Below are 26,648 nucleotides of genomic sequence, written 5' to 3'. Positions count from 1 at the left end.
CGGCAGCGTCAGGATCGGTTCGCCCTGTGCACCTACCGCTTCAGTGAGCGCTTTGCTGTTGGCGGCTTTGGGACGGAGTTGCAGCACTTCGCCATGCCGGGCGGTGATCTGCTCAACCTGTCCCAGCACAATCATGTCCATCAGCTCTTCCCAGTCCTGGGAAAGCTGTCTTTCTTCTTCTTCATCCGGGCTCCAGAGCAGCGGGGCGCCAACGCGACGCTCTGCCAGCGGGATCTGCCTGTCACCCTCAACGGGTACCCACAACACCCGCTTCAGCTTATGCCTGACGTGGCTGGTTTCCCATGTCACTCCGCTATTACCCGTTAGCGGCGCAACGCAGACAAAGGTAGTTTCCAGTGGCCGCCCCAGGCTATCAATGGGGATCGTCTTCAGTTCCACCCCCAGCGCCGCAAAATCTTGCTCGGGTTTACTGCCCGCGCTTGCGCCCAGCCAACGTTCAAGCAACACGCCGATCCAGCCTTTATCGCGCTTCAGATCGTTGGGTATCGTCAACCCCGCCATCACGGCCAGCTCGCCCAGTGCATAGCCTGCCAAACGTTGTGCCTGCTGGAGTAACTGGGCTTCACTGACGGGAGGTGAGAGCAGTGGGGCGAGAGAATGCATGCTGACAACCTTTTGGTTAAAAAATGAACTGATATTTTATCCCTTGTGGATAGAGTTTACTTTTTTCTGAGTATATATTCCATGTGGATGATTTATATTATGTTTTTTAGGAATGTATCCCGTCGCGCCATGGCTAAAAAACAGGTTGTGCAATTCTGGTCACTGACAATAAACAGGATCTTACACCATGTTATCCACAGAAAAATGGGATAACTGCGAATAACCGCCACTACTGTTTCAATTTACAGCCTTGACGTGCGATGAAAATCGAATTTTCACACAAATTATGCCTAACTTATTGGCACAATCTGTGGATAAAACCGACGCTGTTCGATCTTTCATCACCAGGAAGATCTTTGATGTGACGATCGTCACGTTAATCGCCTTTGATACCCTAAATTTACGTTTAACTAGATGAATTTAAATAATTTATTTTAAGTGATGAAAATTGCCGATTCGCCGGGCCACAAGGTTGTTCATCGGTAATTCCATACTTCTTCACAACTATATCCACAGAAAAGGTGAATAAAAATGGTCTCAGTCGCCCTCATCTGTTTATAACTCCTCACAAAATTGTGAGTTATTCAAATGTTATTAGGTTGCAGGCCTGTAAGAGAGTGGTTTACCGCCTCCCTGTAGTGTGAAACAATCATTCATATATCAGATTTAGTTTGGGGTAGTCCGGTGATTGATGACGATGGCTACCGCCCAAACGTAGGAATAGTAATTTGTAATCGTCAGGGCCAGGTGATGTGGGCCCGGCGATATGGTCAGCACTCCTGGCAGTTCCCGCAAGGCGGGATCAATCCTGGAGAGTCCCCAGAACAAGCGATGTACCGGGAGCTGTTTGAAGAGGTTGGTTTAAGCCGAAAAGATGTTCGCATCCTGGCTTCGACCCGCAACTGGTTGCGTTACAAGTTACCGAAACGTTTGGTGCGTTGGGACACAAAGCCGGTTTGTATCGGCCAGAAACAGAAGTGGTTTCTTTTGCAGTTGGTGGGCAACGATTCAGATATCAATATGCAAACCAGCAGCACGCCAGAGTTTGATGGCTGGCGCTGGGTAAGCTACTGGTATCCGGTTCGTCAGGTCGTGTCATTCAAGCGCGATGTATACCGTAGGGTGATGAAAGAGTTCGCAAGTGTCGTGATGCAGCTTCAGGAGACGACTCCGAAGCCACAGAGCGCACCTGCCTGGCGACGTAAAAGAGGTTAAGCTACGCAAATCATGCTCACCCGCTTGCGAGAAATAGTTGAAAAGGTCGCCAGTGCGCCTCGCCTCAACGAGGCGCTGAATATTCTGGTGACGGACATCTGTCTTGCGATGGAAACCGAGGTCTGTTCGGTCTACCTGGCCGACCATGACCGACGTTGCTACTACCTTATGGCAACCCGCGGATTAAAAAAACCACGGGGACGCACCGTAACGCTCGCGTTTGATGAAGGTATTGTTGGCCTGGTCGGGCGACTGGCGGAGCCAATCAACCTTGCCGATGCGCAAAAACACCCCAGCTTCAAATATATCCCTTCCGTCAAAGAAGAGCGTTTCCGCGCGTTTCTTGGCGTACCGATTATTCAGCGCCGCCAGCTGCTTGGCGTGCTTGTTGTTCAGCAGCGCGAGCTGCGCCAGTACGATGAAAGCGAGGAGTCCTTCCTCGTCACGCTGGCAACGCAGATGGCGGCGATCCTCTCTCAGTCCCAACTGACAGCTCTTTTTGGTCAGTATCGTCATACGCGTATTCGCGCGCTTCCGGCCTCGCCGGGGGTCGCTATTGCCGAAGGCTGGATGGATGCCACGCTCCCGCTGATGGAGCAGGTCTACGAAGCCTCGACGCTGGATGAGGCGCTTGAGCGCGAACGGCTCACCGCTGCGCTGGAAGAGGCGGCGAATGAGTTTCGTCGCTACAGCAAACGCTTTGCCGCTGGCGCGCAAAAAGAGACGGCGGCCATTTTCGATCTCTACTCACACCTGCTTTCCGATGCGCGTTTGCGTCGTGAGTTATTTGCCGAGGTCGATAAGGGGTCGGTGGCAGAGTGGGCGGTTAAAAAGGTCATTGAAAAATTTGCCGAGCAGTTTGCGGTACTGACTGACGGCTATCTGAAAGAGCGCGCCGGCGATTTACGCGCGCTTGGGCAACGTCTGCTGTTCCACCTCGATGATACTATTCAGGGGGCGAATGCCTGGCCGAACCGGTTTGTGCTGGTGGCCGATGAACTCTCGGCGACGACGCTGGCGGAATTACCGCAGGACAGGCTGGCGGGCGTGGTGGTGCGCGATGGCGCAGCTAACTCTCATGCCGCCATTATGGTGCGTGCGCTCGGTATTCCGACCGTGATGGGGGCGGATATTCAGCCCTCCGTACTGCATCGCCGCACGCTGGTGGTGGACGGATATCGCGGTGAGTTGCTGGTGGATCCTGAGCCGGTTCTTCTTCAGGAGTACCAGCGTCTTATCAGCGAAGAGAATGAATTAAGCAAGCTGGCGGAAGATGACGTCAACCTGCCCGCACAGCTCAAGAGCGGTGAGCGGGTGAAGGTGATGCTCAACGCGGGATTAAGCCCCGAGCATGAAGAGAAGCTCGGCAGCCGCATCGATGGCATTGGTCTCTACCGCACCGAAATACCGTTCATGCTACAAAGCGGCTTCCCGTCAGAAGAGGAGCAGGTTGCGCAGTATCAGGGCATGTTGCAGATGTTTAACGACAAACCCGTCACGTTGCGCACCCTCGACGTCGGCGCGGATAAGCAACTGCCCTATATGCCCATCAGTGAAGAGAATCCCTGCCTCGGCTGGCGTGGGATCCGCATTACCCTCGATCAGCCGGAAATTTTCCTTATCCAGGTTCGTGCGATGCTGCGTGCCAACGCGGCCACGGGGAATCTCAGCATTTTGCTGCCGATGGTCACCAGTATTGACGAGATCGACGAAGCGCGGCGGTTGATTGAACGTGCAGGGCGCGAAGTGGAAGAGATGATCGGCTACGCGATCCCTAAACCCCGTATTGGCGTGATGCTGGAAGTGCCTTCGATGGTCTTTATGTTGCCGCAGCTGGCGACCCGCGTTGATTTTATCTCCGTTGGCACCAACGACTTAACGCAATACATTCTGGCGGTCGATCGCAACAATACCCGCGTGGCCAGTATCTACGACAGCCTGCATCCGGCGATGCTTCGTGCCCTGGCGATGATCGTCCGCGAAGCCGAGCAGCATAATATCGACCTGCGCCTGTGCGGTGAAATGGCCGGCGATCCGATGTGCGTGGCGATCCTGATTGGCCTCGGTTTCCGTCACCTGTCAATGAACGGACGTTCCGTTGCGCGTGTGAAATACCTGTTACGTCACATCGAACAAGATGAGGCGCATGAGCTGGCCGCGAGAAGCCTGGAGGCACAGCTGGCAGCCGAAGTGCGCCATCAGGTGGCGGCGTTTATGGAGCGACGCGGCATGGGCGGTTTGATCCGCGGCGGCCGCTGATCCCCACAAAATAATGACTGCTCGGACGACCCCCTCTCCCTTGAGGAAGAGGAATGGGGTGAGGGGGAACAGCGCGCATAAAACCCTATACACATCTTTTACATCTCAGGCGCATCCTCCGCGCCTGCCTTATGCTATGATTCGCAACTTTGGAGCACCTGCCAACGGCGGGAATGCAATTCAGCCGCTGTCCACTTTCAGCGGAATAACAACATCTTGTGGTGACAGATGAACAGTGGTTATCTGCATTTTCCGGAATTCGATCCGGTTATTTTCTCAATAGGACCTGTAGCGCTTCACTGGTACGGACTGATGTACCTGGTGGGCTTCGTCTTTGCCATGTGGCTTGCTGGTCGTCGCGCCAGTCGTCCAGGCAGCGGCTGGACGAAGAACGAAGTGGAAAACCTGCTTTATGCTGGCTTTCTTGGCGTATTCCTGGGCGGGCGCATCGGCTATGTTCTGTTCTACAACTTCCCGGTATTCCTGAACGACCCGCTCTATCTGTTCCGCGTCTGGGACGGCGGCATGTCCTTCCACGGCGGACTGATTGGTGTGATCCTCGTGATGGTGATCTTCGCCAAACGCACCAAACGTAACTTCTTCCAGGTGGCTGATTTTATTGCGCCATTAATCCCGTTTGGGCTGGGTGCAGGGCGTCTGGGCAACTTCATCAACGGTGAACTCTGGGGGCGTGTCGATCCGAGCGTGCCGTTTACCATGCTGTTCCCGGGCTCCCGCGCAGAGGATATCGCGCTGCTGCCTTCGCATCCTGAGTGGCAGTCCATTTTCGATACCTACGGCGTTCTGCCGCGTCATATGTCTCAGCTTTATGAGCTGGCGCTGGAAGGTGTGGTGCTGTTTATCATCCTGAATCTGTATATCCGCAAACCGCGCCCAATGGGGGCAGTATCTGGTCTGTTCCTGATTGGCTACGGCGCGTTTCGTATCATCGTCGAGTTCTTCCGCCAGCCGGATGCACAGTTTACCGGCGAGTGGGTACAGTACATCAGCATGGGGCAGATCCTCTCCATTCCGATGATTGTCGCGGGTGCCATTATGATGATTTGGGCGTATCGTCGTCGTCCACAGCAACAACTTTCCTGAGGAATCATGAAACAGTATCTTGAATTGATGAAAAAAGTGCTCGACGAGGGCACGCCGAAAAACGACCGCACCGGCACCGGTACGCTCTCCATTTTTGGCCACCAGATGCGCTTCAATCTGCAAGAAGGCTTCCCTCTGGTGACGACGAAGCGCTGCCATCTGCGCTCGATCATTCATGAACTGCTCTGGTTCCTGCAAGGCGATACCAACGTTGCTTATCTGCATGAAAACAATGTCTCCATCTGGGACGAGTGGGCAGATGAGAACGGCGACCTGGGGCCGGTTTACGGCAAGCAATGGCGCGCGTGGCCTACCCCGGACGGCCGCCATATCGACCAGATCACGACCGTCATGAACCAGCTGAAAAATGACCCGGACTCGCGCCGTATCATTGTTTCTGCCTGGAACGTGGGTGAACTGGATAAAATGGCGCTGGCGCCTTGCCACGCGTTTTTCCAGTTCTACGTGGCGGACGGCAAACTCTCCTGCCAGCTGTATCAACGCTCCTGCGACGTGTTCCTCGGCCTGCCGTTTAACATCGCCAGCTACGCGCTGTTAGTGCACATGATGGCGCAGCAGTGCGATCTTGAAGTGGGCGATTTTGTCTGGACGGGCGGTGATACCCACCTCTACAGCAATCATATGGAACAGACGCATCTCCAGCTGACGCGCGAACCGCGTGCATTGCCGAAGCTTGTGATCAAACGCAAACCGGACTCGATCTTCGATTACCGTTTTGATGACTTCGAGATAGAAGGCTACGACCCGCATCCTGGCATCAAAGCCCCTGTCGCCATCTGATACGGCGAATCCTGACACAACCGGTGCTCTTTAGCGCCGGTTTTTTTTCGCGCTCGTTTTGTTCTTCGAGCCTGTTTCCAGAGACGATGTAACGCGTTGCAACGGGTGAAAATCTCCGGAAAGCGGCTCGTAATGTTCTGGTTTAACGCTCGCGCCTTTTCTACCATTCCGCCACACTCCCGCCATGAAAAACGAACATGGCTTTACGCTTATCGAAACCCTTTTCGCCATCTCGCTGGTTGTGATCCTCAGCGCGACGGGTCTTTATGGCTGGGACAGCTGGCAACAGCGGCAGCGGCTCTGGCAGACAGCCTGTCAGGTGCGGGATTACCTGGCGTTCTTGCGAAACGACGCAAATCGTCACAACAGCGAGCACAGGATCGCGCTTCACGCTGACGGGAATCAGGCCTGCCTTGTCAGCGCTGTGGTCCTGGGCTGCGACAGCGGCGGCCCGTTCGTGATGAAACCGTTATGGCCGGAGGTCACGCTGAGCGACGTAACGCCTGCGCTGGGATTTTACGGCTTAAGGGATACCGCATGGGCCGGACATATTCGCGTGCAGAGCCGCGCCGGTGCGTGGTGGGTTATTGTCTCAAATGGCGGACGTATCAGGCTGTGTGATGCCGCAGGAGAAGGTGCATGCCAGTAAAACAAAAAGGGTTCTCCCTTCTGGAGGTCCTGATTGCGATGACGATAAGCAGTATTCTGTTACTCAGCACGTCACGTTTTTTACCGGGGCTACAGCAGGGTGTTTTACTGCAATCCGGGCAACGGGAGCTGGAAGATGAGGTGTGGCAACGCCTGCTTGCGATGGGTAAACAGCTCCAGCGAGCAGGATACTGTGCAGGGCATTGTCAGGGGCAAGGGTTAATTATCGGCAGGCAAGGACGATGTGCGATTGTGCAATGGGATGCAAACAGCAACGGCCAGTGGGATAACACCGCGTCAGAAAATGACAGCACGGGATTCCGGCTTGAGTCCGGAACGCTCGAAACGCTGCGGGGCGCGACATCCTGTGAAGGTAAGGGATGGGATAAGCTCACCGACCCGGATCGGGTCCTGATAGAGCAGTTTATGGTCACTAAAACCGATCGTGCTGGTTTTGCACCGGTAATCAATGTCGAGCTGCGTGCCCGCCGCAAAGGTGAACTGACCGCACCCTTTTCGGCTCGCCACACCGTAACGGGGTTTAATCTGTGAATCGTCAGCGGGGCATGTCATCGCTGGCGCTGGTCCTGCTATTGCTGGTGCTCGGCACGCTGATCCTCACCGGATTAAACCAGCAGTTGCAAACCTTTAGTACGTTGGTGAATGGCGAGAGTTTGTCTATTCGCCAGCAGGCTGCCTTGCAATCTGCACTGGAGTGGGGACGCGTTCAGGACTGGGCTTTACAGCCAGAGGTTCAGTGCAAGCAGACACAAGGTCTGCGGGTCTGTGTAAGGCTGTTTGAGGAGCGTGTTTTGCTTATTGCCGGAAATGACGATCTGTTGCTATGGCGAGGCGGGGATATCGCGGAAGGACAAATACGCTTTTCTGCCCACGGCTGGAGCGACTTCTGCCCCCTTAAGGAAAGTGCGCTATGTCAGTTACCCTGAGCAGACAAAAAGGATTTAGCATGGTTGAGGTTTTGCTGGCAATGATGTTGCTGGTTGTGGTTGTGACGGCGTTATCCGGATATCATCGCGCGCTGGCAGCCCGGTATGCGGCGCTTAGCCAGTATCGCCAGCTATGGCATCATGCGTGGAATCAGTCGCAGATCTCAACATTAACGCTCCCGCCGGGCTGGCAGGTCAGTCGGGGGCAGACAACACAGTCCGGATGTGTCAGCATCACGGTCACACTTATTTCTCCTCTGGGGCGGCAGGGCGCGTTGACGCGTCTGCATTGCCCGGTTAGCCGCTAGTCGGGAGCGTTTATGCTAAGGGTTTACCACTCAAATCGTCTGGATGTGCTGGAAGCACTGATGGAGTATATCGTTGAGCAAGAGCGTCTTGACGATCCGTTTGAGCCAGAAATGGTGCTGGTGCAGAGCACCGGTATGGCGCAGTGGCTACAAATGTCCCTTTCGCAGAAGTTTGGCATTGCGGCGAATATCGATTTTCCGCTGCCCGCGAGCTTTATCTGGGAGATGTTTGTACGCGTCCTGCCGGATATTCCTGAGCAGAGTGCCTTCAACAAACAAAGCATGGCCTGGAAACTGATGACGCTGCTGCCGGACATGCTGGCGCATGATGAGTTCGCCATGCTGCGCCACTATCTGAATGACGACACCGACAAGCGCAAACTTTTTCAGCTGGCCTCACGCACTGCTGACCTCTATGACCAGTATCTGGTTTACCGCGCAGAATGGCTGATTCGCTGGGAAGCGGGAGAATTAGTCGATGGGTTACCGGAAGCGCAAATCTGGCAGGCGCCGCTCTGGAAAGCGCTGGTCGAGCATACCGGGCAGCTCGGTCAGCCTAAATGGCACCGTGCTAACTTGTACGATCGCTTTATCTCAACACTTGAGAACACCGCAGAACGGCCAGCCCGTTTGCCGTCACGCGTGTTCATTTGCGGTATCTCCGCGCTGCCGCCTGTCTACCTGAACGCGCTAAAAGCGCTCGGTAAGCACATTGATATCCATATCCTCTTTACCAACCCATGTCGGCACTATTGGGGAGATATTCAGGATCCGCGCTGGCTTTCACGGCTGGTCACCCGCCAGCGTAAACGCCTATTTGAGGAACGCGCCGTGCCGCTGTTTAAAGACAGTGAAAACGCGGCGCAGCTTTTCGATGAAGAGGGGATTCAGAACCTGCCGAACCCGCTACTTGCCTCGTGGGGCAAGCTGGGGCGCGACTATATTTATCTGCTTTCAGATATCACCTCCTCGGGAGAGGGGGACGTGGACGCGTTTGCGGATATTACGCCAGACAGCCTGCTGCACAATATTCAGCTTGATATTCTGGATTTAGAAAACCGTGCCGTGGCCGGGATCACTGCCGAGGAGTTTGCGCGAAGCGATAAGAAGCGAAAACTGGATCCTGACGATCGCAGTATCGCGATCCACGTTTGCCACAGCCCACAGCGTGAAGTTGAAATTCTTCATGACCGCCTGTTGGCCATGTTGCAGGACGACCCAACCCTGACACCCCGCGATATCGTGGTGATGGTGGCGGATATCGACAGCTACAGCCCGTTTATTCAGGCTGTATTTGGCAGCGCAACGGGCGACCGCTATCTTCCCTACGCGATCTCTGACCGCCGTGCTCGTCAGTCACACCCGGCGTTACAGGCCTTTATCAGCCTGCTTTCGCTGCCTGATAGCCGGTTTATCTCTGAGGATGTGCTGGCATTACTGGATGTGCCTGTTCTGGCCGCACGCTTCAGCATTAACGAAGAGGGCTTGCGCTACCTGCGCCAGTGGGTCAACGAATCCGGCGTCCGCTGGGGAATCGACGATGATAACGTCCAGGAGTTTGAGCTGCCCGCGACTGGCCAGCATACCTGGCAGTTTGGCCTGACGCGTATGCTGCTGGGGTATGCGATGGAGAGCATCCACGGCGAATGGAATGACGTGCTGCCGTACGATGAGTCCAGTGGGTTAATTGCGGAACTGGTTGGTCACTTAGCCTCGCTGCTGATGCAGCTCAACCGCTGGCGCCGTGCATTGATGCAGCCCCGTCCACTCGAAGAGTGGCTGCCGATTTGCCGCGAAATGCTAAATGACTTCTTCCTGCCGGACAGCGAAACGGAAGCCGCCATGGCGCTTATCGAGAAGCAGTGGCAGGCCATCGTTGATGAGGGGGTTAATTCGCACTATCACGAGGCGGTTCCCCTTTCGCTTCTGCGTGATGAGCTGACGCAACGTCTCGATCAGGAGCGCATCAGCCAGCGCTTCCTTGCTGGGCCGGTGAATATCTGCACCCTGATGCCGATGCGTTCAATCCCGTTCAAAGTAGTCTGTCTGCTTGGCATGAACGACGGTATTTATCCACGTGCGCTGCCACCCCTGGGCTTTGATCTCATGAGCGCACAGCCGAAGCGGGGCGACCGCAGCCGCCGCGATGATGACCGTTATCTCTTCCTTGAGGCGCTGATGTCTGCGCAAAGCAGGCTTTATATCAGCTATATCGGCCGTTCAATTCAGGACAACAGCGAGCGTTTCCCGTCCGTGCTGGTGCAGGAGCTGGTGGACTACATCGGGCAGAGTCACTATCTGCCGGGCGATGAGGCCTGTAACTGCGACGAAAGCGAACGTCGGGTGAAAGCGCATATTACCTGTCACCATAGCCGTATGCCGTTTGATCCTGTCAATTACGTTCCTGATGAACTGCAAAGCTACGCCCGCGAGTGGCTTCCCGCTGCGAAGAACGCGGGCACACCGCAAACCGATTTCATTCAGGCGCTCGAACCGCGCGCCATAGACACCCTTACGTTTGAGCAGCTGCAGCGCTTTTGGGCCCATCCGGTTCGGGCTTTTTTCCAGCAACGCTTGCAGGTGAACTTCCGCTCGGAAGAGAGCGAAATCCCTGATGCGGAACCGTTTATTCTTGATGGACTGGAGCGTTTTAAGCTTAATTCCCAGCTTTTGAATGCGCTGGTTGACGAAGAAGACGCCAGTAAACTGTTCCGACGTTACAGGGCGTCGGGATTACTGCCGTATGGTGCGTTCGGCGAAATCGTCTGGGATGCCCAGTGTGAGGAGATGCAAGCGCTTGCTGACCGGGTTATCGCGTGTCGGCAACCGGCGAGCAGCATTGAAATTGATCTCGATTGTAACGGTATGCACCTCAGCGGCTGGCTCACGCACGTGCAGTCTGACGGGCTGCTACGCTGGCGCCCATCTATGCTCAGCGTTTCACATGGCCTGCAACTCTGGCTCGAACATCTTGTCTACAGTGCGAGTGGTCACGAAGGCGAAAGCCGGTTGTTTGTACGTAAGGACGGCGAGTGGCGCTTCCCGCCGATGGAGCCTGAGCAGGCGTTGACGTATCTGTCGCTTTATATTGAAGGTTATCGTCAGGGCATGAACAAGCCTCTGCTTTTGCTGCCTGAAAGTGGGGGGGCATGGATAAAAGCCTGTTACGACGCGCAGAATGATGCCATGTTAACGGATGAGGCTTCGCTCCAGAAAGCGCGCAGCAAGTTTTTGCAGGCCTACGAAGGGAACATGATGGTACGTGGCGAGGGCGACGATGTCTGGTATCAACGTTTATGGCGAACGCTGGAGCCAGAATATTTCGACATTATCACGGAAGAGGCGCAACGCTACCTGTTACCGTTGTTCAAATTTAAGCAGTCCTGAGTGCTGTATAAAAATTGCACAGTACGGGGTGTTCATTTATGATGCACCTCTTATCACGGACTGATGTACCCAAAGAAAGAGATGCTGGCGTGTCCAGCACGCACGTTGTTAATGATGTAGCCGTGATAAAGAGGTCGTAATGCCAGGCAGCACCTTGTTCAAAGCGTTTGTTTTGTTTATCGCCCTTTGGGCTCCCGTCACTCAGGCCGATTCCGGTTGGCAACCTGTCCAGGAAACAATCCGTAAGAGCGATAAGGACACCCGTCAGTATCAGGCGATTCGTCTTGATAACGGGATGACCGTGCTGCTGGTTTCCGATCCTCAGGCGGTTAAATCGCTCTCCGCACTGGTTGTGCCGGTCGGATCGCTGGAAGATCCTGATGACCATCCGGGACTGGCGCACTACCTTGAGCACATGACGCTGATGGGGTCTAAAAAATACCCACAGCCTGACAGCCTGTCCGAATTTCTGAAAATGCATGGTGGCAGCCACAACGCCAGCACTGCGCCGTATCGTACCGCGTTTTACCTGGAAGTGGAAAATGATGCGCTTGACGGGGCGGTGGACCGTCTGGCGGATGCCATCGCCGCACCGCTGCTGGATAAAAAATATGCTGACCGGGAACGCAACGCCGTAAACGCCGAACTGACGATGGCGCGCACGCGAGACGGTATGCGCATGGCGCAGGTTAGCGCTGAAACCATCAATCCGGCGCACCCGGGTTCGCGCTTCTCAGGCGGCAACCTTGAAACGCTGAGCGACAAGCCGGGTAGCCCGGTGCTCGATGCGCTGCATGCGTTTCGTGAAAAATACTATTCCGCCAATCTGATGAAAGCGGTTATTTACAGCAATAAACCGTTGCCGACGCTGGCAAACATGGCTGCGCAGACCTATGGCAGGGTGCCAAATAAAAATATCGATCTGCCGCAGATTAACGTGCCGGTTGTCACGGACGCGCAAAAAGGCATTGTTATTCACTATGTGCCGGCCTTGCCGCGCAAGGTGTTACGCGTTGAATTCCGTATTGATAACAACACGGCGCAGTTCCGCAGCAAAACCGACGAGCTGGTGACTTATCTTATCGGTAACCGCAGCCCGGGTACGCTCTCCGACTGGCTGCAAAAGCAGGGGCTGGTGGAAGGTATTCGCGCTGACTCCGATCCCGTCGTAAACGGGAATAGCGGCGTGCTGGCCATCTCCGCGACGCTGACCGATAAAGGGCTGGCTCACCGTGACGACGTCGTTGCGGCCATTTTCAGTTATCTCTCTCTGCTGCGCGACAAAGGCGTCGATAAACGCTACTTCGACGAGCTGGCGCACGTGCTGGATCTCGATTTCCGCTATCCCTCTATTACGCGTGATATGGACTACGTCGAGTGGCTGGCAGATACCATGATCCGCGTGCCGGTGGAACATACGCTGGATGCGGTAAATATTGCCGATCAGTATGACGCCGGGGCGCTCAAAGCGCGTCTGGCGATGATGACTCCGCAGAATGCCCGCGTCTGGTATATCAGCCCGAACGAACCGCATAACAAAATGGCCTACTTCGTTGATGCCCCGTATCAGGTTGAAAAAATCAGCGAACAGACCTTCGCGGGCTGGCAGAAAAAGGCGGGGGAAATTGCGCTGAAGTTACCGGAGCTTAACCCCTACATCCCGGACGATTTCTCGCTGATCAAACCCGCAAAGGCCTATCCGCATCCGGAGCTGATTGTTGATGAGCCGACGCTGCGCGTGGTCTACACCCCAAGCCGCTATTTCGGCGACGAGCCAAAAGCGGATGTCAGCGTAGTGCTGCGTAATCCTAAAGCAATGGACAGCGCCAGAAACCAGGTGCTGTTTGCGCTTAACGATTATCTGGCCGGTATTGCCCTCGATCAGCTCAGCAACCAGGCTGCCGTTGGCGGTATCAGTTTCTCCACCAATGCCAATAACGGCCTGATGGTGAATGCCAACGGCTATACCCAGCGTTTGCCGCAGCTGTTCCAGGCGCTGCTGGACGGTTATTTCAGCTATACGCCTACGGAAGAACAGCTCGAGCAGGCTAAGTCCTGGTATGCCCAGATGATGGATTCTGCCGAGAAGGGTAAAGCCTACGATCAGGCGATTATGCCAGCACAGATGTTGTCCCAAATTCCTTATTTCCAGCGCGAAGATCGCCGCGCGTTATTGCCCTCAGTCACCTTAAAAGAGGTGCTGGCTTACCGTGATTCGCTGAAAACCAATACTCGTCCGGAGTTCCTGGTTGTAGGGAACATGAGCGAAGATCAGGCTAAAACGCTGGCACAAAACGTGCGTGCGCAACTGGGTTCAAAAGGCGATGAGTGGTGCCGTAACCAGGATGTGCTGGTAGAGAAAAAGCAGAATGCGATCTTCGAAAAAGCGGGAAGCAGCACGGATTCCGCGCTGGCCGCGGTGTTTGTCCCTGTCGGATATGACGAATTTACCAGCTCTGCCCAGAGTGCGGTGCTCGGTCAAATTATTCAGCCGTGGTTTTACAACCAGCTGCGCACCGAAGAGCAGCTGGGTTATGCGGTATTCGCTTTCTCGATGAATGTGGGCCGTCAGTGGGGGGTGGGCTTCCTTCTGCAAAGCAGCGACAAACAACCTGCTTACCTGTGGCAACGTTATCAGGCATTCTTCCCGCAGGCGGAAGCAAAACTGCGCGCCATGAAGCCGGAAGAGTTTGCCCAGATCCAGCAGGCGGTTATCGCCCAGGTGATGCAACCGCCGCAGACGCTGGGTGAAGAGGCCTCGCAGCTGAGCAAAGATTTTGATCGCGGTAATATGAAATTTGATTCGCGTGATAAAATAGTGGCCGAAATAAAACAGCTGACGCCACAAAAAGTTGCCGATTTCTTCCATCAGGCGGTAGTAAAACCGCAGGGTATGGCCATCCTGTCTCAGGTTTCTGGCAGCCAGAACGGGAAAACGGACTACGTAAAATCAAAAGAGTGGACCGTCTGGAAGAGCGTCAGCGCGCTGCAACAAACTATGCCCTGGAGTAAGAAAGAATGACCCATACCGCTGAGCCGCTTGATCCCCTAAGTTTACCTCTACAGGGTGAGCGACTGATTGAAGCCTCAGCGGGAACGGGAAAAACCTATACCATCGCCGCGCTCTATCTGCGTCTGCTGTTGGGGCTCGGCGGCAACGCCGCTTTTTCGCGCCCGTTAAGCGTGGAAGAGCTGCTGGTGGTAACTTTCACCGAAGCGGCCACTGCCGAGCTGCGTGGCCGTATTCGCAGCAACATTCATGAGCTGCGCATCGCCTGTCTGCGTCAGACGACGGATAACCCCCTCTACGCGAGCCTGCTGGACGAGATTGCGGATAAGCAACAGGCTGCGCAATGGCTGCTGCTGGCCGAACGGCAAATGGATGAAGCGTCCGTCTTCACCATTCACGGTTTTTGTCAGCGCATGCTGAGCCTGAATGCGTTTGAATCCGGCATGCTCTTTGAGCAGCAGCTTATTGAAGATGAATCCGAGCTTCGCTATCAGGCCTGTGCGGATTTCTGGCGTCGTCACTGTTATCCGTTGCAGCGCGACATTGCTGAAGCGGTTCACGCCCTGTGGAAAGGTCCGGAAGAGCTTCTTCGCGCCATCGACCGTTACCTGCAAGGCGAAGCGCCGGTCATTAAATCTCCTCCGCCTGCCGATGAAACGCTGGCCTCGCGCCATGAAAAGATCGTCGCCAAAATTACCGCGCTTAAGCAGAAGTGGAATGAGTCGGTTGGTGAAATTGATGCAATCATCGAAAACTCAGGCATCGACAGACGCAAGTTCAACCGTGGGAACCAGGGGAAGTGGATCGAAAAGATCAGCGCCTGGGCCCAGGAGGAGACGCGGGGTTACCAGCTTCCGGACGCACTGGAAAAATTTTCGCAGCGCTTTTTGACCGAGCGAACCAAAGCCGACGGTATTGTGCCTGAGCATCCCCTGTTTGTGGCGATTGAAGCGCTGCTTGCGGAGCCATTAACGCTCAATGACCTGATGATCACCCGCGCCATGACGGAGATCCGCCAGGCCGTCGCGCGCGAAAAACGTCGCCGGGGCGAGCTGGGGTTTGATGACATGCTGAGCCGCCTGGACGAAGCCCTGTCCAGCGAGAATGGTGAAGCGCTCGCCAGCGCGATCCGTACCCGTTTTCCGGTGGCGATGATTGACGAATTTCAGGACACCGACCCCCAACAGTACCGCATTTTTCGCCGCATCTGGCGACAGCAGCCCGACACTGCCCTGCTGCTGATAGGCGACCCTAAACAGGCCATTTACGCCTTCCGTGGGGCAGATATCTTCACCTATATGAAAGCCCGTAGTGAGGTGGTCGCGCATTACACGTTAGATACCAACTGGCGCTCCGCTCCGGGGATGGTTGAGAGCGTCAATGCGCTGTTCAGCCGTATGGCGTCGGCATTCATGTTCAATGAAATCCCTTTCCTGCCGGTGAAATCCGCCCCAAAAAACGCATCCCTGCGCTTTGAAGTCAGCGGTGCGGTGCAACCCGCCATGACCTTCTGGCTGCTTGAGGGGGAAGGCTATGGCGTTGCCGATTATCAGGCGGCGATGGCCCAGCACTGCGCCGCGCAAATCCGTGACTGGCTAAGCGCAGGCGCGCGCGGCGAGGCACTGCTGTGGAAGGGGGAACAGGCATATCCTGTAAAGGCCTCTGATATTACCGTGCTGGTGCGCAGTCGTCAGGAAGCGGCGTTAATCCGCGATGCGCTAACGTTGCTGGATATTCCGTCAGTGTATCTCTCTAACCGCGACAGCGTGTTCGACACGCTGGAAGCCCAGGAAATGCTCTGGTTGCTTCAGGCGGTGTTGGCGCCGGAGCGCGAAAATACGCTTCGAAGCGCGCTGGCCAGTTCTATGCTGGGGTTGAACGCACGGGATATTGATGAACTCAACCATGACGAAAACGCATGGGATGCGGTGGTAGAAGAGTTTGTCCATTACCGTGAACGCTGGCAAAAGCGCGGCGTTATGGCGATGCTGCGCGAGCTGATGACACGGCGTCAGATTGCCGAAAATATGCTGGCGACATCCGGCGGTGAAAGGCGTCTGACCGATATTTTACACATCAGCGAACTGTTACAGGAAGCGGGTACCCAGCTTGAAAGTGAACATGCCCTTGTGCGTTGGCTGGCGCAGCAAATCGCGGATCCAAACAGTAACTCTTCAAGCCAGCAGATGCGTCTTGAGAGCGATAAGCATCTGGTGCAAATCGTCACCATTCACAAATCCAAAGGTCTCGAATATCCGCTGGTCTGGCTGCCTTTCATCGCGAACTACCGGGTTCAGGATCAGGCCTTTTACCATGACCGCGAGACTTTCGATGCGGTGCTCGATCTCAGCAAGGCGGAGACCAGCGTTGAACTGGCAGAAGCGGAGCGTCTGGCGGAGGATTTGCGCCTGCTTTACGTGGCGCTGACCCGTTCTGTCTGGCATTGCAGCCTGGGCGTCGCCCCGGTTTTCCGCCGTCGCGGGGAGAAAACAGGGGAAAGCGATTTCCATTTAAGCGCGTTAGGGCGGCTTATTCAGCGTGGCGAGCCGAAAGATGCGGCGGGGTTGCGCCTCTGCATTGAGTCGCTCTGCGGTGACGATATCGCACTGCATATCCCGTCTCTGCCAGACAATAGCCGCTGGCAAATGGCGCAAGAGCCCGCGACCGACCTTCATGCGCGCCAGATCACGCGGGTGCTTGCCGACGACTGGCGCGTCACCAGCTATTCTGGCCTGCAACAGCACGGGCAAAGTATTGCGCTGGATCTCATGCCGAAGCTGGACGTGGATGCCGCAGGGGTGGGTGATATTCCGGTTGAACCGACGTTAACTCCGCATCAGTTCCCACGCGGCGCGTCGCCGGGCACCTTTTTGCACAGCCTCTTTGAAGAGCTTGATTTTACTCAGCCTGTCAGTGAGGAGTGGGTGCTTAAGATGCTACAGAGCGGGGGCTATGACGCGCACTGGCAGCCCGTTCTCACTGACTGGATCAACGCCATTTTGCAGGCGCCGCTGACTGAGCAGGGCTTCGCTCTTCGTCAGCTAACGGCCAGAAATAAGCAGGTTGAGATGGAGTTTTATCTGCCTGTCGCAGGCCCGCTTAAGGCCGACGCGCTCGATGCGCTTATCCGTCAGTACGATCCGCTCTCAGCCGGTTGCCCGCCGCTGAACTTCCGTCAGGTGCAGGGCATGCTGAAAGGTTTTATCGACCTGGTCTTCCGTCACGAAGGACGGTACTACCTGCTGGATTACAAATCGAACTGGCTGGGCGAGAACAGCGAAGCCTATACCCAGCAGGCGATGGCGGCAGCCATGCAAATGCATCGCTACGATCTGCAATATCAGCTCTACACGCTAGCGCTGCACCGCTATTTGCGCCACCGTATTGCGGATTACCGCTACGACGATCATTTTGGTGGCGTCATCTACCTCTTCTTGCGCGGGGTCGACGCTGCCGATCCGCGCTCCGGGATCTTCAGCACCCGTCCGGATGCGGAATTGATTAATAAAATGGATAACCTGTTTGCAGCAAACACGGAGGAGATGGCATGACGATGCAGGACTTATTGCTGGAAGCGGTAGAGCAACGCGTGCTGCGTCAGCTGGACGTGCAGTTTGCCATGATGATTGCCGCTGACCAGCCCGCCGTGATGCTTGCCGCTGCCCTTTTGAGTAAAGACGCCGGAGAGGGGCATGTGTGTCTGCCGCTCTCGCGTCTGGTAGTTGACGAGAAAATGGCGCCTGTCCTCCAGTCCTGCTTTGCGCTGCTGGGGGAGAGGGTGGACTGGCAGAAAATTTTGCGCGAATCGTCGGCCGTCGGGCCGGGAGAAAACCAGGCGCCGCTGATCCTGACGGGGGAGCGCTTATATCTGAACCGTCTGTGGCGAAACGAACTGACGGTAGCGCGTTTCTTTAGTGAGACCAACGCGCCGCTTCCCTGCGACGAAGCGCAGCTTCGCCAGACACTGGACAGGCTGTTTGACTCCGGTGAGCCTACAGACTGGCAGAAAGTGGCGGCGGCCGTCGCCCTGACGCGGCGGATTTCGGTGATTTCAGGTGGCCCGGGGACCGGGAAAACCACGACCGTCGCAAAGCTGCTTGCAGCCCTGATCCAGCTATCAGGCGAGCAGCGATGTCGTATTCGTCTGGCGGCGCCCACCGGGAAAGCAGCGGCGCGACTGACCGAATCACTGGGCGGTGCGATGCAACAGCTGCCGCTCACTCAGGAGCAGCTTGCGCTTTTCCCGGGTGAAGCGAGTACCCTGCACCGTCTGCTCGGCGCGCAACCGGGTAGCCAGCGGCTGCGCTACCATGCGGGTAATCCGCTGCATCTGGACGTGCTGGTGGTGGATGAAGCCTCCATGATTGACCTGACCATGATGTCGCGCCTGATCGATGCTCTGCCGCCGCATGCGCGCGTGGTTTTCCTGGGCGATCGCGACCAGCTCGCCTCCGTGGAAGCCGGGGCGGTACTGGGGGATATCTGTACCTACGCCAGCTACGGTTATACCGCCGCGCGGGCGCAGGAGCTTGCCCGCCTGACCGGCTGCTCGCTTGAACCCGTTCACTCGCCGGTCGCAGGCGCACTGCGTGACAGCCTGTGTCTGCTGCAAAAAAGCTACCGTTTCGGTAGCAACTCCGGCATCGGCCAGCTGGCTGCGGCGGTCAACCGTGGCGATCGGCATGCCACGCGCACGGTGTTTGACGGCTCTTTCACTGACATTGAAAAGAAATCGCTGCAAAGCGGGGAAGAGTATCAGGCTATGCTTGAGGAGGCTCTCCAGGGATACCAGCGTTTTCTGAGCTGCGTGCAGCAGCGCAGTCAGCCCGGGCAGGTCATTGCCGCATTTGGCGAATACCAGCTTCTGTGCGCATTGCGGGAAGGGCCGTTCGGCGTTGCGGGCCTGAACGACAGGCTGGAGCAGCTGCTCGTGCAGAAACGCAAAATTAACCGTCAGCAGCATTCGCGATGGTATGAAGGCCGGCCAGTGATGATCTCCCGCAACGACAGTACGCTGGGGCTGTTCAACGGGGATATCGGTATTGCGCTCGATCGCGGTAACGGTTTGCGCGTCTGGTTCCAGCTACCGGACGGCAGCGTGAAGTCCGTCCAGCCCAGCCGTCTGCCAGAGCATGAAACGGCATGGGCGATGACGGTACACAAGTCTCAGGGCTCAGAGTTCAACCATGCGGCGCTGATCCTGCCGACACAGCTTTCGCCGGTCGTAACCCGTGAGTTGGTCTACACCGCCGTTACCCGTGCGCGCCAGCGTCTGTCGCTGTATGCGGATGAGCGCGTGCTGGGTCAGGCGATTGCCACTCGCACCGAGCGCAGAAGCGGATTAAGCGCGATTTTTGAATCTGTCTGAGTAATCACCCTCTCCGACAGGAGAGGGTGATTGTTATCCCAGGTCCGCCATTAACACCTTCGAGCGGCGCTGGTAGTTGTACATCTCTTTCTTACTTTCCGGCAGAGAATCAATATCCACCGGCGTGAAGCCGCGCTCCTGGAACCAGTGAATGCTGCGCGTGGTGAGCACGAACAGCTTGCTCAGACCCATCTGGCGCGCCTGTGCCGCCACGCGTTCAAGCAGCAGTTCCCCCCGCGAGGAGCTACGGTAATCCGGGTGCACGGCAACGCACGCCATTTCGCCAATCTGCTCTTCCGGGAACGGATAAAGCGCCGCACAGGCAATGGTCAGGTTATCTCGCTGGATGATGGTGAACTTGTCGATCTCCATCTCCAGCTGCTCGCGGGAGCGGCGAACCAGAATGCCCTGTTGTTCCAGCGGACGGATCAGCTCCAGAATGCCGCCGATGTCATTGATGGTGGCACGGCGGATCTGCTCGGCGCTCTCCATTACGATCTGCGTACCGATCCCGTCCCGGGAGAACAGTTCCTGCAACAGCGCGCCGTCTTCCTGATAGCTGATCAGGTGGCTGCGGCGTACCCCGCTGCGGCACGCTTTGACGGCGCCGCGCAGAAAACGCACGGTACCGGAATAGTAATCGCCTTGTGCTTCCAGCGCTTCGACGCGCGCCTGGGCTTCATTCGGAAAAAGTTCTGGCACAATCACGCCCTCATCGTTCACGACACCCTGTGAGGAGCAAAAGCCGATCATTTTTTCCGCTTTCAGCTTGATGGCCAGCTGGGTGGCAATCTCTTCCGAGGTCAGATTAAAACTTTCACCCGTTACGGAAACGGCAACGGGTCCCATCAGGACGATCGCGCCATTGTCTAACTGGCGGTGAATGGCTTCTTCATCAATGCGCCGGATGCGGCCGCTGTGGCAGTAATCCACGCCATCGTCCACGCCGAGCGGCTGAGCGATGATAAAGTTGCCGCTGACCACGTTGATGTGCGCGCCCTGCAGCGGCGTATTACTCAGGCTCATCGACAGGCGGGCGGTGATATCGAGCTGCAACAGACCCGCCGCCTGTTTGACCAGTTCGAGGGTTTTCGCATCCGTCACGCGGGTATGTTTGTGGTAGATCGGCTCATGGTGATGGGCGGCCAGGTTGGCTTCGATTTGCGGACGTGCGCCATACACCACCACCAGACGGATGCCGAGGCTGTGCAGCAGGCCGATATCATTGACGATACTGGAAAAGTTCTCATGCTCAATGGCTTCACCGCCAAGCATGATGACAAAGGTTTTGCCCCGATGGGTGTTGATATAGGGAACAGAATGGCGGAATCCCTGGACCAGTTCGGTTCTGCGTTCCTTAACCATGACACAACCCTTAATGAATGTTTATTCGTTATTTATGTATTTTTATTCGATTGTGGCCGCGTGTGCAAGCCAAAATTTTCTGCGACACACAGAAAATAATAAGTAATCCGTGCGTTAACGTATGATTGTTTACCCTTTTATAGATGACAGTTTATGCGTCATTCGTTAAAGTTTTCGGTCAATTTGGGGGTTTTGTTCATCAATCAGATTTCTTGCTCGGGAGAAGCATGTCGGGATCCAATTCAGCAATAAGCCGCCGCCGCCTGTTAAAAGGGGCCGGGGCGATGTGGTTGCTTAGCGTCAGCCAGGTGGGTCTTGCCGCCACAAGCCAGGTAGTCGCGGTGCGCGTCTGGCCGTCGTCGACCTATACGCGCGTGACGGTCGAGTCCAACCGCGTGCTGAAATACAAACAATTTGCCCTCAGCAATCCTGAACGTGTGGTGGTTGATCTCGAAGGTGTGAATCTCAACTCCGTGCTTAAAGGCATGGCGGCGCAGATCCGTGGCGACGATCCTTTTATCAAATCGGCGCGCGTCGGGCAGTTCGATCCGCAAACCGTGCGCATGGTGTTTGAGCTCAAGCAGAACGTGAAACCGCAGCTCTTTGCCCTTGCGCCTGTTGCCGCCTTTAAGGAGCGCCTGGTAATGGATCTCTATCCGGCGAATGCAACGGATATTCAGGATCCGCTCCTGGCGTTACTTGAAGATTACAACAAAGGCGATCTCCAGCGGCAGGTCCCACCTGCGCAAAGTGGTCCTAAGCCGGGCAGGGCGGGGCGCGATCGTCCGATTGTGATCATGCTCGATCCTGGCCACGGCGGAGAAGATTCCGGCGCCGTTGGGAAATATCACACCCGTGAAAAAGATGTGGTGCTGCAAATTGCCCGTCGTCTGAAGGCGTTAATCGACAAAGAGGGCAATATGCGCGCCTACATGACGCGCAACGAAGATGTCTTTATCCCGCTGAAGGTCCGCGTGGCGAAAGCGCAGAAGCAGCGCGCGGATCTGTTTGTCTCTATTCATGCGGATGCCTTCACCAGCCGCCAGCCGAGCGGATCGTCGGTGTTTGCCCTGTCAACGAAAGGGGCGACCAGTACCGCCGCGAGATACCTGGCGGACACGCAGAACGCCTCGGATTTAATCGGTGGCGTGAGCAAAAGCGGGGATCGTTACGTCGACCATACGCTGTTTGATATGGTGCAGTCGCTGACCATTACCGACAGTCTGAAGTTTGGTAAAGCGGTGCTGGGCAAACTGGGCCGGGTCAACAAGCTGCACAAAAACAGCGTCGAGCAGGCCGGATTTGCGGTACTGAAAGCGCCAGATATTCCGTCCATTCTGGTCGAAACCGCGTTTATCAGTAACGTGCAAGAGGAACGCAAGCTCAAGACGGCTAAATTCCAGCAGGAAGTGGCGGAGTCGATTCTGGCGGGTATTCGGGCCTATTTCTCAGACGGGGAAACGCTGGCGCGGCGGGGATAGGGTATTACGCCGGGTATCTCGCCCGGCACTTTCACAAACGGCAGATACAAAAAAACACCCTTAAGGGTGTTTATTGTTTTAAGAAGTGTTGGTTGCGGGGGCCGGATTTGAACCGACGACCTTCGGGTTATGAGCCCGACGAGCTACCAGGCTGCTCCACCCCGCGTCCGTGGAAGCGCACTATACTCGGATAGGTTTGTGATGCAACCCCTTTTTCGCATAATTCATTATTTTGTATGCAAAATGAACGGGAATAGCCACTTTGGCCTATTTTTTGTCCAGAATTTGCCAAAGGGAAGGCGATCGCATTTCATTACCACGGTGGGTTTGTTATCTTCATCACGCGGAATTGGGCAACTAAAAGACGAGATATAATGAAAGGACGTTGGGTGAAGTATCTGATGACAGGCGCAATGGTAGCGATTCTTGCGGCCTGCTCTTCCAAACCGACCGATCGCGGTCAACAGTATAAAGACGGGAAGTTATCCCAGCCTTTCTCTTTAGTTAACCAGCCAGATGCCGTGGGTGCTCCAATCAATGCCGGGGATTTCTCCGAGCAGGTGTACCAGATCCGCAAAGCGTCGCCGCGCCTGTATGGCTCACAGAACAACGTTTATAGTGCAGTGCAGGACTGGCTGCGTGCTGGCGGTGATACGCGCAATATGCGCCAGTTTGGTATTGACGCGTGGCAGATGGAAGGGGCGGATAACTACGGTAACGTTCAGTTTACCGGCTACTACACCCCGGTTGTCCAGGCACGACACACGCGTCAGGGCGAATTCCAGTATCCGATTTACCGCATGCCGCCAAAACGCGGTCGTCTCCCGTCCCGCGCTGAAATCTATGCCGGTGCGCTTAGCGAAAATTACGTGCTGGCCTACAGCAACTCGCTGATGGATAACTTCATCATGGACGTGCAGGGCAGCGGCTATATTGATTTTGGCGACGGCTCGCCGCTGAACTTCTTTAGCTATGCCGGGAAAAACGGCCATGCCTATCGCAGCATCGGTAAGGTGCTCATCGACCGTGGTGAAGTGAAACGAGAAGATATGTCGATGCAGGCGATCCGCGAGTGGGGCGAAAAACACAGCGAAGCGGAAGTGCGTGAGCTGCTTGAGCAGAATCCATCGTTTGTCTTCTTCAAACCGCAGAACTTTGCGCCGGTGAAAGGGGCGAGCGCCGTCCCGCTGATTGGCCGCGCTTCTGTGGCATCGGATCGTTCGATTATCCCGGCGGGTACCACGCTGCTGGCGGAAGTCCCTCTCCTCGACAACAACGGCAAATTCAACGGCAAGTATGAATTACGCCTGATGGTGGCGCTGGACGTGGGCGGGGCGATTAAAGGTCAGCACTTCGATATTTACCAGGGCATCGGCCCGGATGCAGGGCACCGTGCAGGCTGGTATAACCACTACGGGCGCGTGTGGGTGCTGAAGACAGCGCCGGGTACCGGGAACGTATTTAGCGGCTGAGTGTGGTATTCTGAGCGCAAGACGGATTACGGTTCAGGGTGAGGAATACCTCACCCTTTTTATATCTGAGGTTTTATGTCTGTGGTAATCAGCGATGCCTGGCGCCAGCGTTTCGGCGGCACGGCACGGTTATACGGTGAAAAAGCCCTGCAACTGTTCGCGGATGCGCATGTCTGCGTGGTGGGCATTGGTGGCGTGGGTTCGTGGGCGGCAGAAGCGCTGGCGAGAACCGGCATTGGCGCAATTACGTTGATTGATATGGATGACGTCTGCGTCACTAACACTAACCGTCAGATCCACGCCCTGCGTGATAACGTCGGTCTGGCGAAGTCCGAGGTGATGGCGGAGCGTATTCGTCTCATCAACCCGGAGTGCCGCGTAACGGTGATTGACGACTTTGTGACGGCAGATAACGTCGCGGAGTACATGAGCAAAGGCTACAGCTATGTGATTGACGCCATCGACAGCGTGCGGCCAAAAGCGGCGCTGATCGCTTACTGTCGTCGTTACAAGGTGCCGCTGGTGACAACGGGCGGCGCGGGTGGACAAATTGATCCGACGCAGATCCAGGTGGCAGATCTGGCGAAAACCATTCAGGATCCACTGGCTGCTAAGCTGCGCGAGCGCTTAAAAAGCGACTTCAACGTGGTGAAGAACAGTAAAGGCAAGCTGGGCGTGGACTGTGTGTTCTCGACAGAAGCGCTGGTTTATCCGCAGGCGGATGGTTCGGTCTGTGCAATGAAAAGCACAGCGGAAGGGCCAAAGCGGATGGATTGTGCCTCAGGGTTTGGAGCGGCCACCATGGTGACCGCCTCCTTCGGCTTTGTGGCGGTCTCTCACGCCCTGAAGAAGATGATGGCGAAGGCGGAACGTCAGGCCTGAGCCTGACGGGCGGCCTCCAGCACCGCGTCGTTTAGCGCAATCAGTCCCTGACCGCGCGAGGCGCTAAGCTGCGTGCGAAGTCCCAGCTCATCAAACAGCGCCAGCGGAGAATGCGCCAGCAGCTCTGCGGCGCTTTTCCCTTCGATTGCGGTCAACAGCACCGCCATCAGACCGCGAACAATGCGTCCCTCGCTGTCGCCGAAGAAATGCAGTTTCTCACCGGATATGCTAAACCCAAGCCAGACGCGGTTCTCGCAGCCAGCTATCTCCTTCGCCTGCGATTTCAGTTCGTCTGACAGCGTGGGCAACTGTTTGCCCAGCAGGATCAACTGACGATATTTATCTTCCCACTGCGTGAGCGGGACGAAGGTCTGTTTTAACGTCTCTTCAGTGATAACGGTGCCGAACGGATGCCCGGCTAAGGCTGAACTTGTCATTAATCCACCAGTAATTCCAGGGCGCGGTCGACGGCGGAAACCAGCGCGTCGACGTCACTTTTTGTGTTGTACGGTGCAAACGAGGCGCGCAGGGTACCGCTCACCCCCATGGCCGCCAGCAGCGGCTGGGCGCAGTGCTGTCCTGCGCGCAGGGCAATGCCGTATCCGGCAAGCAGCGTCACCATGTCGCTATGGTGTACGCCCGCAAAATCAAAGGCGAGCAGGCTGGAGTCCTGGACGCGGAACGAGCGAAACCCGGGGCGTTTCTTAAGCTCTTCTTCTGCCAGCGTCGCCAGGCCCCGGCTCCAGCTTTCAGCCTGAGCCACGTCCGTATCTGCGAGAAATTCGAGCGCTGCGCTCAGACCGATAACCCCTGCCACGTTCGGCGTACCGGCTTCCAGGCGGTAAGGCACATCCTGCGTTTTGAAACCGTCGAAGGTGACTTCGGTAATCATCTTGCCGCCGCCGAGCCACGGCGTCATCCGGGCCAGCAGTTCAGGTTTGCCGTACAGCGCGCCGATACCGGTTGGCCCGTACAATTTATGCCCTGAGAAGGCATAGAAGTCGATATCCAGCGCCTGAACGTTAGCCGGAAAATGCACCACACCCTGCGCACCGTCGACCATTACCACCACGCCGCTGGCATGGGCAATCTCAATGGCGCGCGCCAGATCCGGACAGCCGCCGGTGACGTTGGACATCTGCCCCAGCGCCAGAATACGGCTGCGCGGCGTAATCAGCTCAGGCAGACGCGCCACGTCAGGCAGGAAGTCTGTACCCAACGGGAGTTTTACAACCCGTGCCCCGGTTTGTTCGGCCACCATCAGCCAGGGCACCAGGTTGGCGTGGTGTTCCGCCTCGCTGACGATGATCTCATCTCCGGCCTGCAACAACGGACGCGCGTAGCATTGCGCCACCATGTTAATGGCCTCGGTGGTGCCGCGCGTCCAGACGATGTTCCTACCGCTGTCGGCATTGATCAGGCGCGCGACCTGATCCCGTGCGGCTTCGTATTGCGCCGTCAGGCGCTGCGCTTCGGCATACTGGCTGCGGTGCACGTTCCCGGCGCTCAGGCTGTAAAACTGGCGGGTTGCCTCAATCACCGCCTGCGGCTTAAGGGCCGTGGCGGCGCTATCAAGATAAATACCGGCATCGGCCAGCGCGGGAAACTGTGCGCGAAACTGCGCAGGACTGAAAGCGTTCATGGAATTCCTCATATCGATTCTACGATCGTCGCGCAAATTCATCGGCAGGGCAAGGAAGTTGATATCTATCAGATTTGTCTGCTTATCCTGGCGAGTCTGAAAAAGCAGGTTATGCTAAATAGTGTTAGGCGGATG

The 26,648-nt window shown here is 56.2% G+C and carries 19 protein-coding genes and 1 tRNA gene; 15 read left to right on the top strand and 5 right to left on the bottom strand.

The window, feature by feature from the left end:
- Nucleotides 1–624: DNA mismatch repair endonuclease MutH (mutH, locus tag INF86_RS02125; RefSeq protein WP_193543179.1), on the bottom strand; the 624-nt coding region annotated here is incomplete at its 3' end.
- A gap of 684 nt (nucleotides 625–1,308) precedes the next feature.
- Here mutH and rppH point away from each other — a divergent pair.
- From rppH to recD, 12 genes are all read left to right on the top strand, one after another.
- The gene (gene rppH, locus INF86_RS02120) at nucleotides 1,309–1,839 is read left to right on the top strand and encodes an RNA pyrophosphohydrolase (RefSeq protein WP_032622373.1); all 531 of its coding nucleotides are present in this window, start codon (nucleotides 1,309–1,311) and stop codon (nucleotides 1,837–1,839) included.
- Between the two features lie 12 nt (nucleotides 1,840–1,851).
- A complete protein-coding gene (gene ptsP / locus INF86_RS02115; RefSeq protein WP_058676762.1) occupies nucleotides 1,852–4,098 on the top strand; it encodes a phosphoenolpyruvate--protein phosphotransferase in 2,247 nt (748 codons plus the stop codon).
- Nucleotides 4,099–4,326: 228 nt separating this feature from the next.
- Nucleotides 4,327–5,202: a prolipoprotein diacylglyceryl transferase gene (gene lgt / locus INF86_RS02110; RefSeq protein ID WP_022649236.1), complete on the top strand. Its 876-nt coding sequence runs from the start codon at nucleotides 4,327–4,329 to the stop codon at nucleotides 5,200–5,202.
- Between the two features lie 6 nt (nucleotides 5,203–5,208).
- Nucleotides 5,209–6,003, top strand: a complete 795-nt coding sequence (gene thyA / locus INF86_RS02105) for a thymidylate synthase (RefSeq protein ID WP_006811817.1) — start codon at nucleotides 5,209–5,211, stop codon at nucleotides 6,001–6,003.
- A gap of 184 nt (nucleotides 6,004–6,187) precedes the next feature.
- Nucleotides 6,188–6,652, top strand: coding sequence for a prepilin peptidase-dependent protein (locus INF86_RS02100; RefSeq protein ID WP_126315148.1), 465 nt, complete (start codon nucleotides 6,188–6,190; stop codon nucleotides 6,650–6,652).
- A complete protein-coding gene (locus INF86_RS02095; RefSeq protein WP_193543178.1) occupies nucleotides 6,643–7,203 on the top strand; it encodes a prepilin peptidase-dependent protein in 561 nt (186 codons plus the stop codon). The genes INF86_RS02100 and INF86_RS02095 overlap by 10 nt, the downstream gene beginning before the upstream one ends.
- Nucleotides 7,200–7,598: a DUF2509 family protein gene (locus INF86_RS02090; RefSeq protein ID WP_193543177.1), complete on the top strand. Its 399-nt coding sequence runs from the start codon at nucleotides 7,200–7,202 to the stop codon at nucleotides 7,596–7,598. The genes INF86_RS02095 and INF86_RS02090 overlap by 4 nt, the downstream gene beginning before the upstream one ends.
- Nucleotides 7,583–7,906, top strand: coding sequence for a prepilin-type N-terminal cleavage/methylation domain-containing protein (locus INF86_RS02085; protein WP_023298509.1), 324 nt, complete (start codon nucleotides 7,583–7,585; stop codon nucleotides 7,904–7,906). The genes INF86_RS02090 and INF86_RS02085 overlap by 16 nt, the downstream gene beginning before the upstream one ends.
- A 12-nt stretch (nucleotides 7,907–7,918) precedes the next feature.
- Nucleotides 7,919–11,293, top strand: coding sequence for an exodeoxyribonuclease V subunit gamma (recC, locus tag INF86_RS02080; protein ID WP_165716042.1), 3,375 nt, complete (start codon nucleotides 7,919–7,921; stop codon nucleotides 11,291–11,293).
- Nucleotides 11,294–11,432: 139 nt separating this feature from the next.
- Nucleotides 11,433–14,315 (top strand): pitrilysin, encoded by a 2,883-nt coding sequence (gene ptrA, locus INF86_RS02075; RefSeq protein ID WP_155025164.1) that lies wholly within the window; start codon nucleotides 11,433–11,435, stop codon nucleotides 14,313–14,315.
- Nucleotides 14,312–17,854, top strand: coding sequence for an exodeoxyribonuclease V subunit beta (gene recB / locus INF86_RS02070; RefSeq protein ID WP_193543176.1), 3,543 nt, complete (start codon nucleotides 14,312–14,314; stop codon nucleotides 17,852–17,854). The genes ptrA and recB overlap by 4 nt, the downstream gene beginning before the upstream one ends.
- Nucleotides 17,851–19,671, top strand: a complete 1,821-nt coding sequence (gene recD / locus INF86_RS02065; RefSeq protein WP_193543175.1) for an exodeoxyribonuclease V subunit alpha — start codon at nucleotides 17,851–17,853, stop codon at nucleotides 19,669–19,671. The genes recB and recD overlap by 4 nt, the downstream gene beginning before the upstream one ends.
- A 33-nt stretch (nucleotides 19,672–19,704) precedes the next feature.
- Here the strand turns inward: recD and argA are convergent, their stop codons facing one another.
- Nucleotides 19,705–21,036: an amino-acid N-acetyltransferase gene (gene argA / locus INF86_RS02060; protein WP_022649227.1), complete on the bottom strand. Its 1,332-nt coding sequence runs from the start codon at nucleotides 21,034–21,036 to the stop codon at nucleotides 19,705–19,707.
- A 227-nt stretch (nucleotides 21,037–21,263) separates the two neighbouring features.
- Between argA and amiC the strand changes: the two genes are divergently transcribed.
- Nucleotides 21,264–22,517 (top strand): N-acetylmuramoyl-L-alanine amidase AmiC, encoded by a 1,254-nt coding sequence (gene amiC / locus INF86_RS02055; protein ID WP_022649226.1) that lies wholly within the window; start codon nucleotides 21,264–21,266, stop codon nucleotides 22,515–22,517.
- 89 nt (nucleotides 22,518–22,606) lie between these two features.
- Here amiC and INF86_RS02050 read toward each other — a convergent pair.
- Nucleotides 22,607–22,683 (bottom strand) — tRNA-Met (locus INF86_RS02050).
- Between the two features lie 208 nt (nucleotides 22,684–22,891).
- Between INF86_RS02050 and mltA the strand changes: the two genes are divergently transcribed.
- Complete coding sequence (gene mltA / locus INF86_RS02045) at nucleotides 22,892–23,989, top strand: murein transglycosylase A (RefSeq protein ID WP_022649225.1); 1,098 nt, start codon at nucleotides 22,892–22,894, stop codon at nucleotides 23,987–23,989.
- Between the two features lie 75 nt (nucleotides 23,990–24,064).
- Nucleotides 24,065–24,871, top strand: coding sequence for a tRNA cyclic N6-threonylcarbamoyladenosine(37) synthase TcdA (tcdA, locus tag INF86_RS02040; protein ID WP_006811804.1), 807 nt, complete (start codon nucleotides 24,065–24,067; stop codon nucleotides 24,869–24,871).
- Here the strand turns inward: tcdA and csdE are convergent.
- Complete coding sequence (gene csdE / locus INF86_RS02035; protein ID WP_193543174.1) at nucleotides 24,862–25,308, bottom strand: cysteine desulfurase sulfur acceptor subunit CsdE; 447 nt, start codon at nucleotides 25,306–25,308, stop codon at nucleotides 24,862–24,864. The two genes, tcdA and csdE, sit on opposite strands and share 10 nt — an antisense overlap.
- Nucleotides 25,308–26,513, bottom strand: coding sequence for a cysteine desulfurase CsdA (gene csdA / locus INF86_RS02030; RefSeq protein WP_154849372.1), 1,206 nt, complete (start codon nucleotides 26,511–26,513; stop codon nucleotides 25,308–25,310). Before csdA ends, csdE begins: the two co-directional genes overlap by 1 nt.
- Nucleotides 26,514–26,648 lie beyond the last annotated feature (135 nt).

It is taken from the genome of Enterobacter cloacae complex sp. I1M (genome assembly GCF_014982425.1).
GTDB classification, from domain to species: domain Bacteria; phylum Pseudomonadota; class Gammaproteobacteria; order Enterobacterales; family Enterobacteriaceae; genus Enterobacter; species Enterobacter intestinihominis.
Note: the sequence above shows the minus strand (reverse complement) of the source record. Positions and strands in the feature narration are given on the sequence as shown.

What these genes read in the sequence shown, in the direction of transcription:
- ptsP (WP_058676762.1), top strand. Translation starts at nt 1,852, where the DNA reads ATGCTCACCCGCTTGCGAGAAATAGTTGAAAAGGTCGCCAGTGCGCCT.
- lgt (WP_022649236.1), top strand. Translation starts at nt 4,327, where the DNA reads ATGAACAGTGGTTATCTGCATTTTCCGGAATTCGATCCGGTTATTTTC.
- thyA (WP_006811817.1), top strand. Translation starts at nt 5,209, where the DNA reads ATGAAACAGTATCTTGAATTGATGAAAAAAGTGCTCGACGAGGGCACG.
- INF86_RS02100 (WP_126315148.1), top strand. Translation starts at nt 6,188, where the DNA reads ATGAAAAACGAACATGGCTTTACGCTTATCGAAACCCTTTTCGCCATC.
- INF86_RS02095 (WP_193543178.1), top strand. Translation starts at nt 6,643, where the DNA reads ATGCCAGTAAAACAAAAAGGGTTCTCCCTTCTGGAGGTCCTGATTGCG.
- INF86_RS02085 (WP_023298509.1), top strand. Translation starts at nt 7,583, where the DNA reads ATGTCAGTTACCCTGAGCAGACAAAAAGGATTTAGCATGGTTGAGGTT.
- recC (WP_165716042.1), top strand. Translation starts at nt 7,919, where the DNA reads ATGCTAAGGGTTTACCACTCAAATCGTCTGGATGTGCTGGAAGCACTG.
- ptrA (WP_155025164.1), top strand. Translation starts at nt 11,433, where the DNA reads ATGCCAGGCAGCACCTTGTTCAAAGCGTTTGTTTTGTTTATCGCCCTT.
- recB (WP_193543176.1), top strand. Translation starts at nt 14,312, where the DNA reads ATGACCCATACCGCTGAGCCGCTTGATCCCCTAAGTTTACCTCTACAG.
- recD (WP_193543175.1), top strand. Translation starts at nt 17,851, where the DNA reads ATGACGATGCAGGACTTATTGCTGGAAGCGGTAGAGCAACGCGTGCTG.
- argA (WP_022649227.1), bottom strand. Translation starts at nt 21,036, where the DNA reads ATGGTTAAGGAACGCAGAACCGAACTGGTCCAGGGATTCCGCCATTCT.
- amiC (WP_022649226.1), top strand. Translation starts at nt 21,264, where the DNA reads ATGTCGGGATCCAATTCAGCAATAAGCCGCCGCCGCCTGTTAAAAGGG.
- mltA (WP_022649225.1), top strand. Translation starts at nt 22,892, where the DNA reads ATGAAAGGACGTTGGGTGAAGTATCTGATGACAGGCGCAATGGTAGCG.
- tcdA (WP_006811804.1), top strand. Translation starts at nt 24,065, where the DNA reads ATGTCTGTGGTAATCAGCGATGCCTGGCGCCAGCGTTTCGGCGGCACG.
- csdE (WP_193543174.1), bottom strand. Translation starts at nt 25,308, where the DNA reads ATGACAAGTTCAGCCTTAGCCGGGCATCCGTTCGGCACCGTTATCACT.
- csdA (WP_154849372.1), bottom strand. Translation starts at nt 26,513, where the DNA reads ATGAACGCTTTCAGTCCTGCGCAGTTTCGCGCACAGTTTCCCGCGCTG.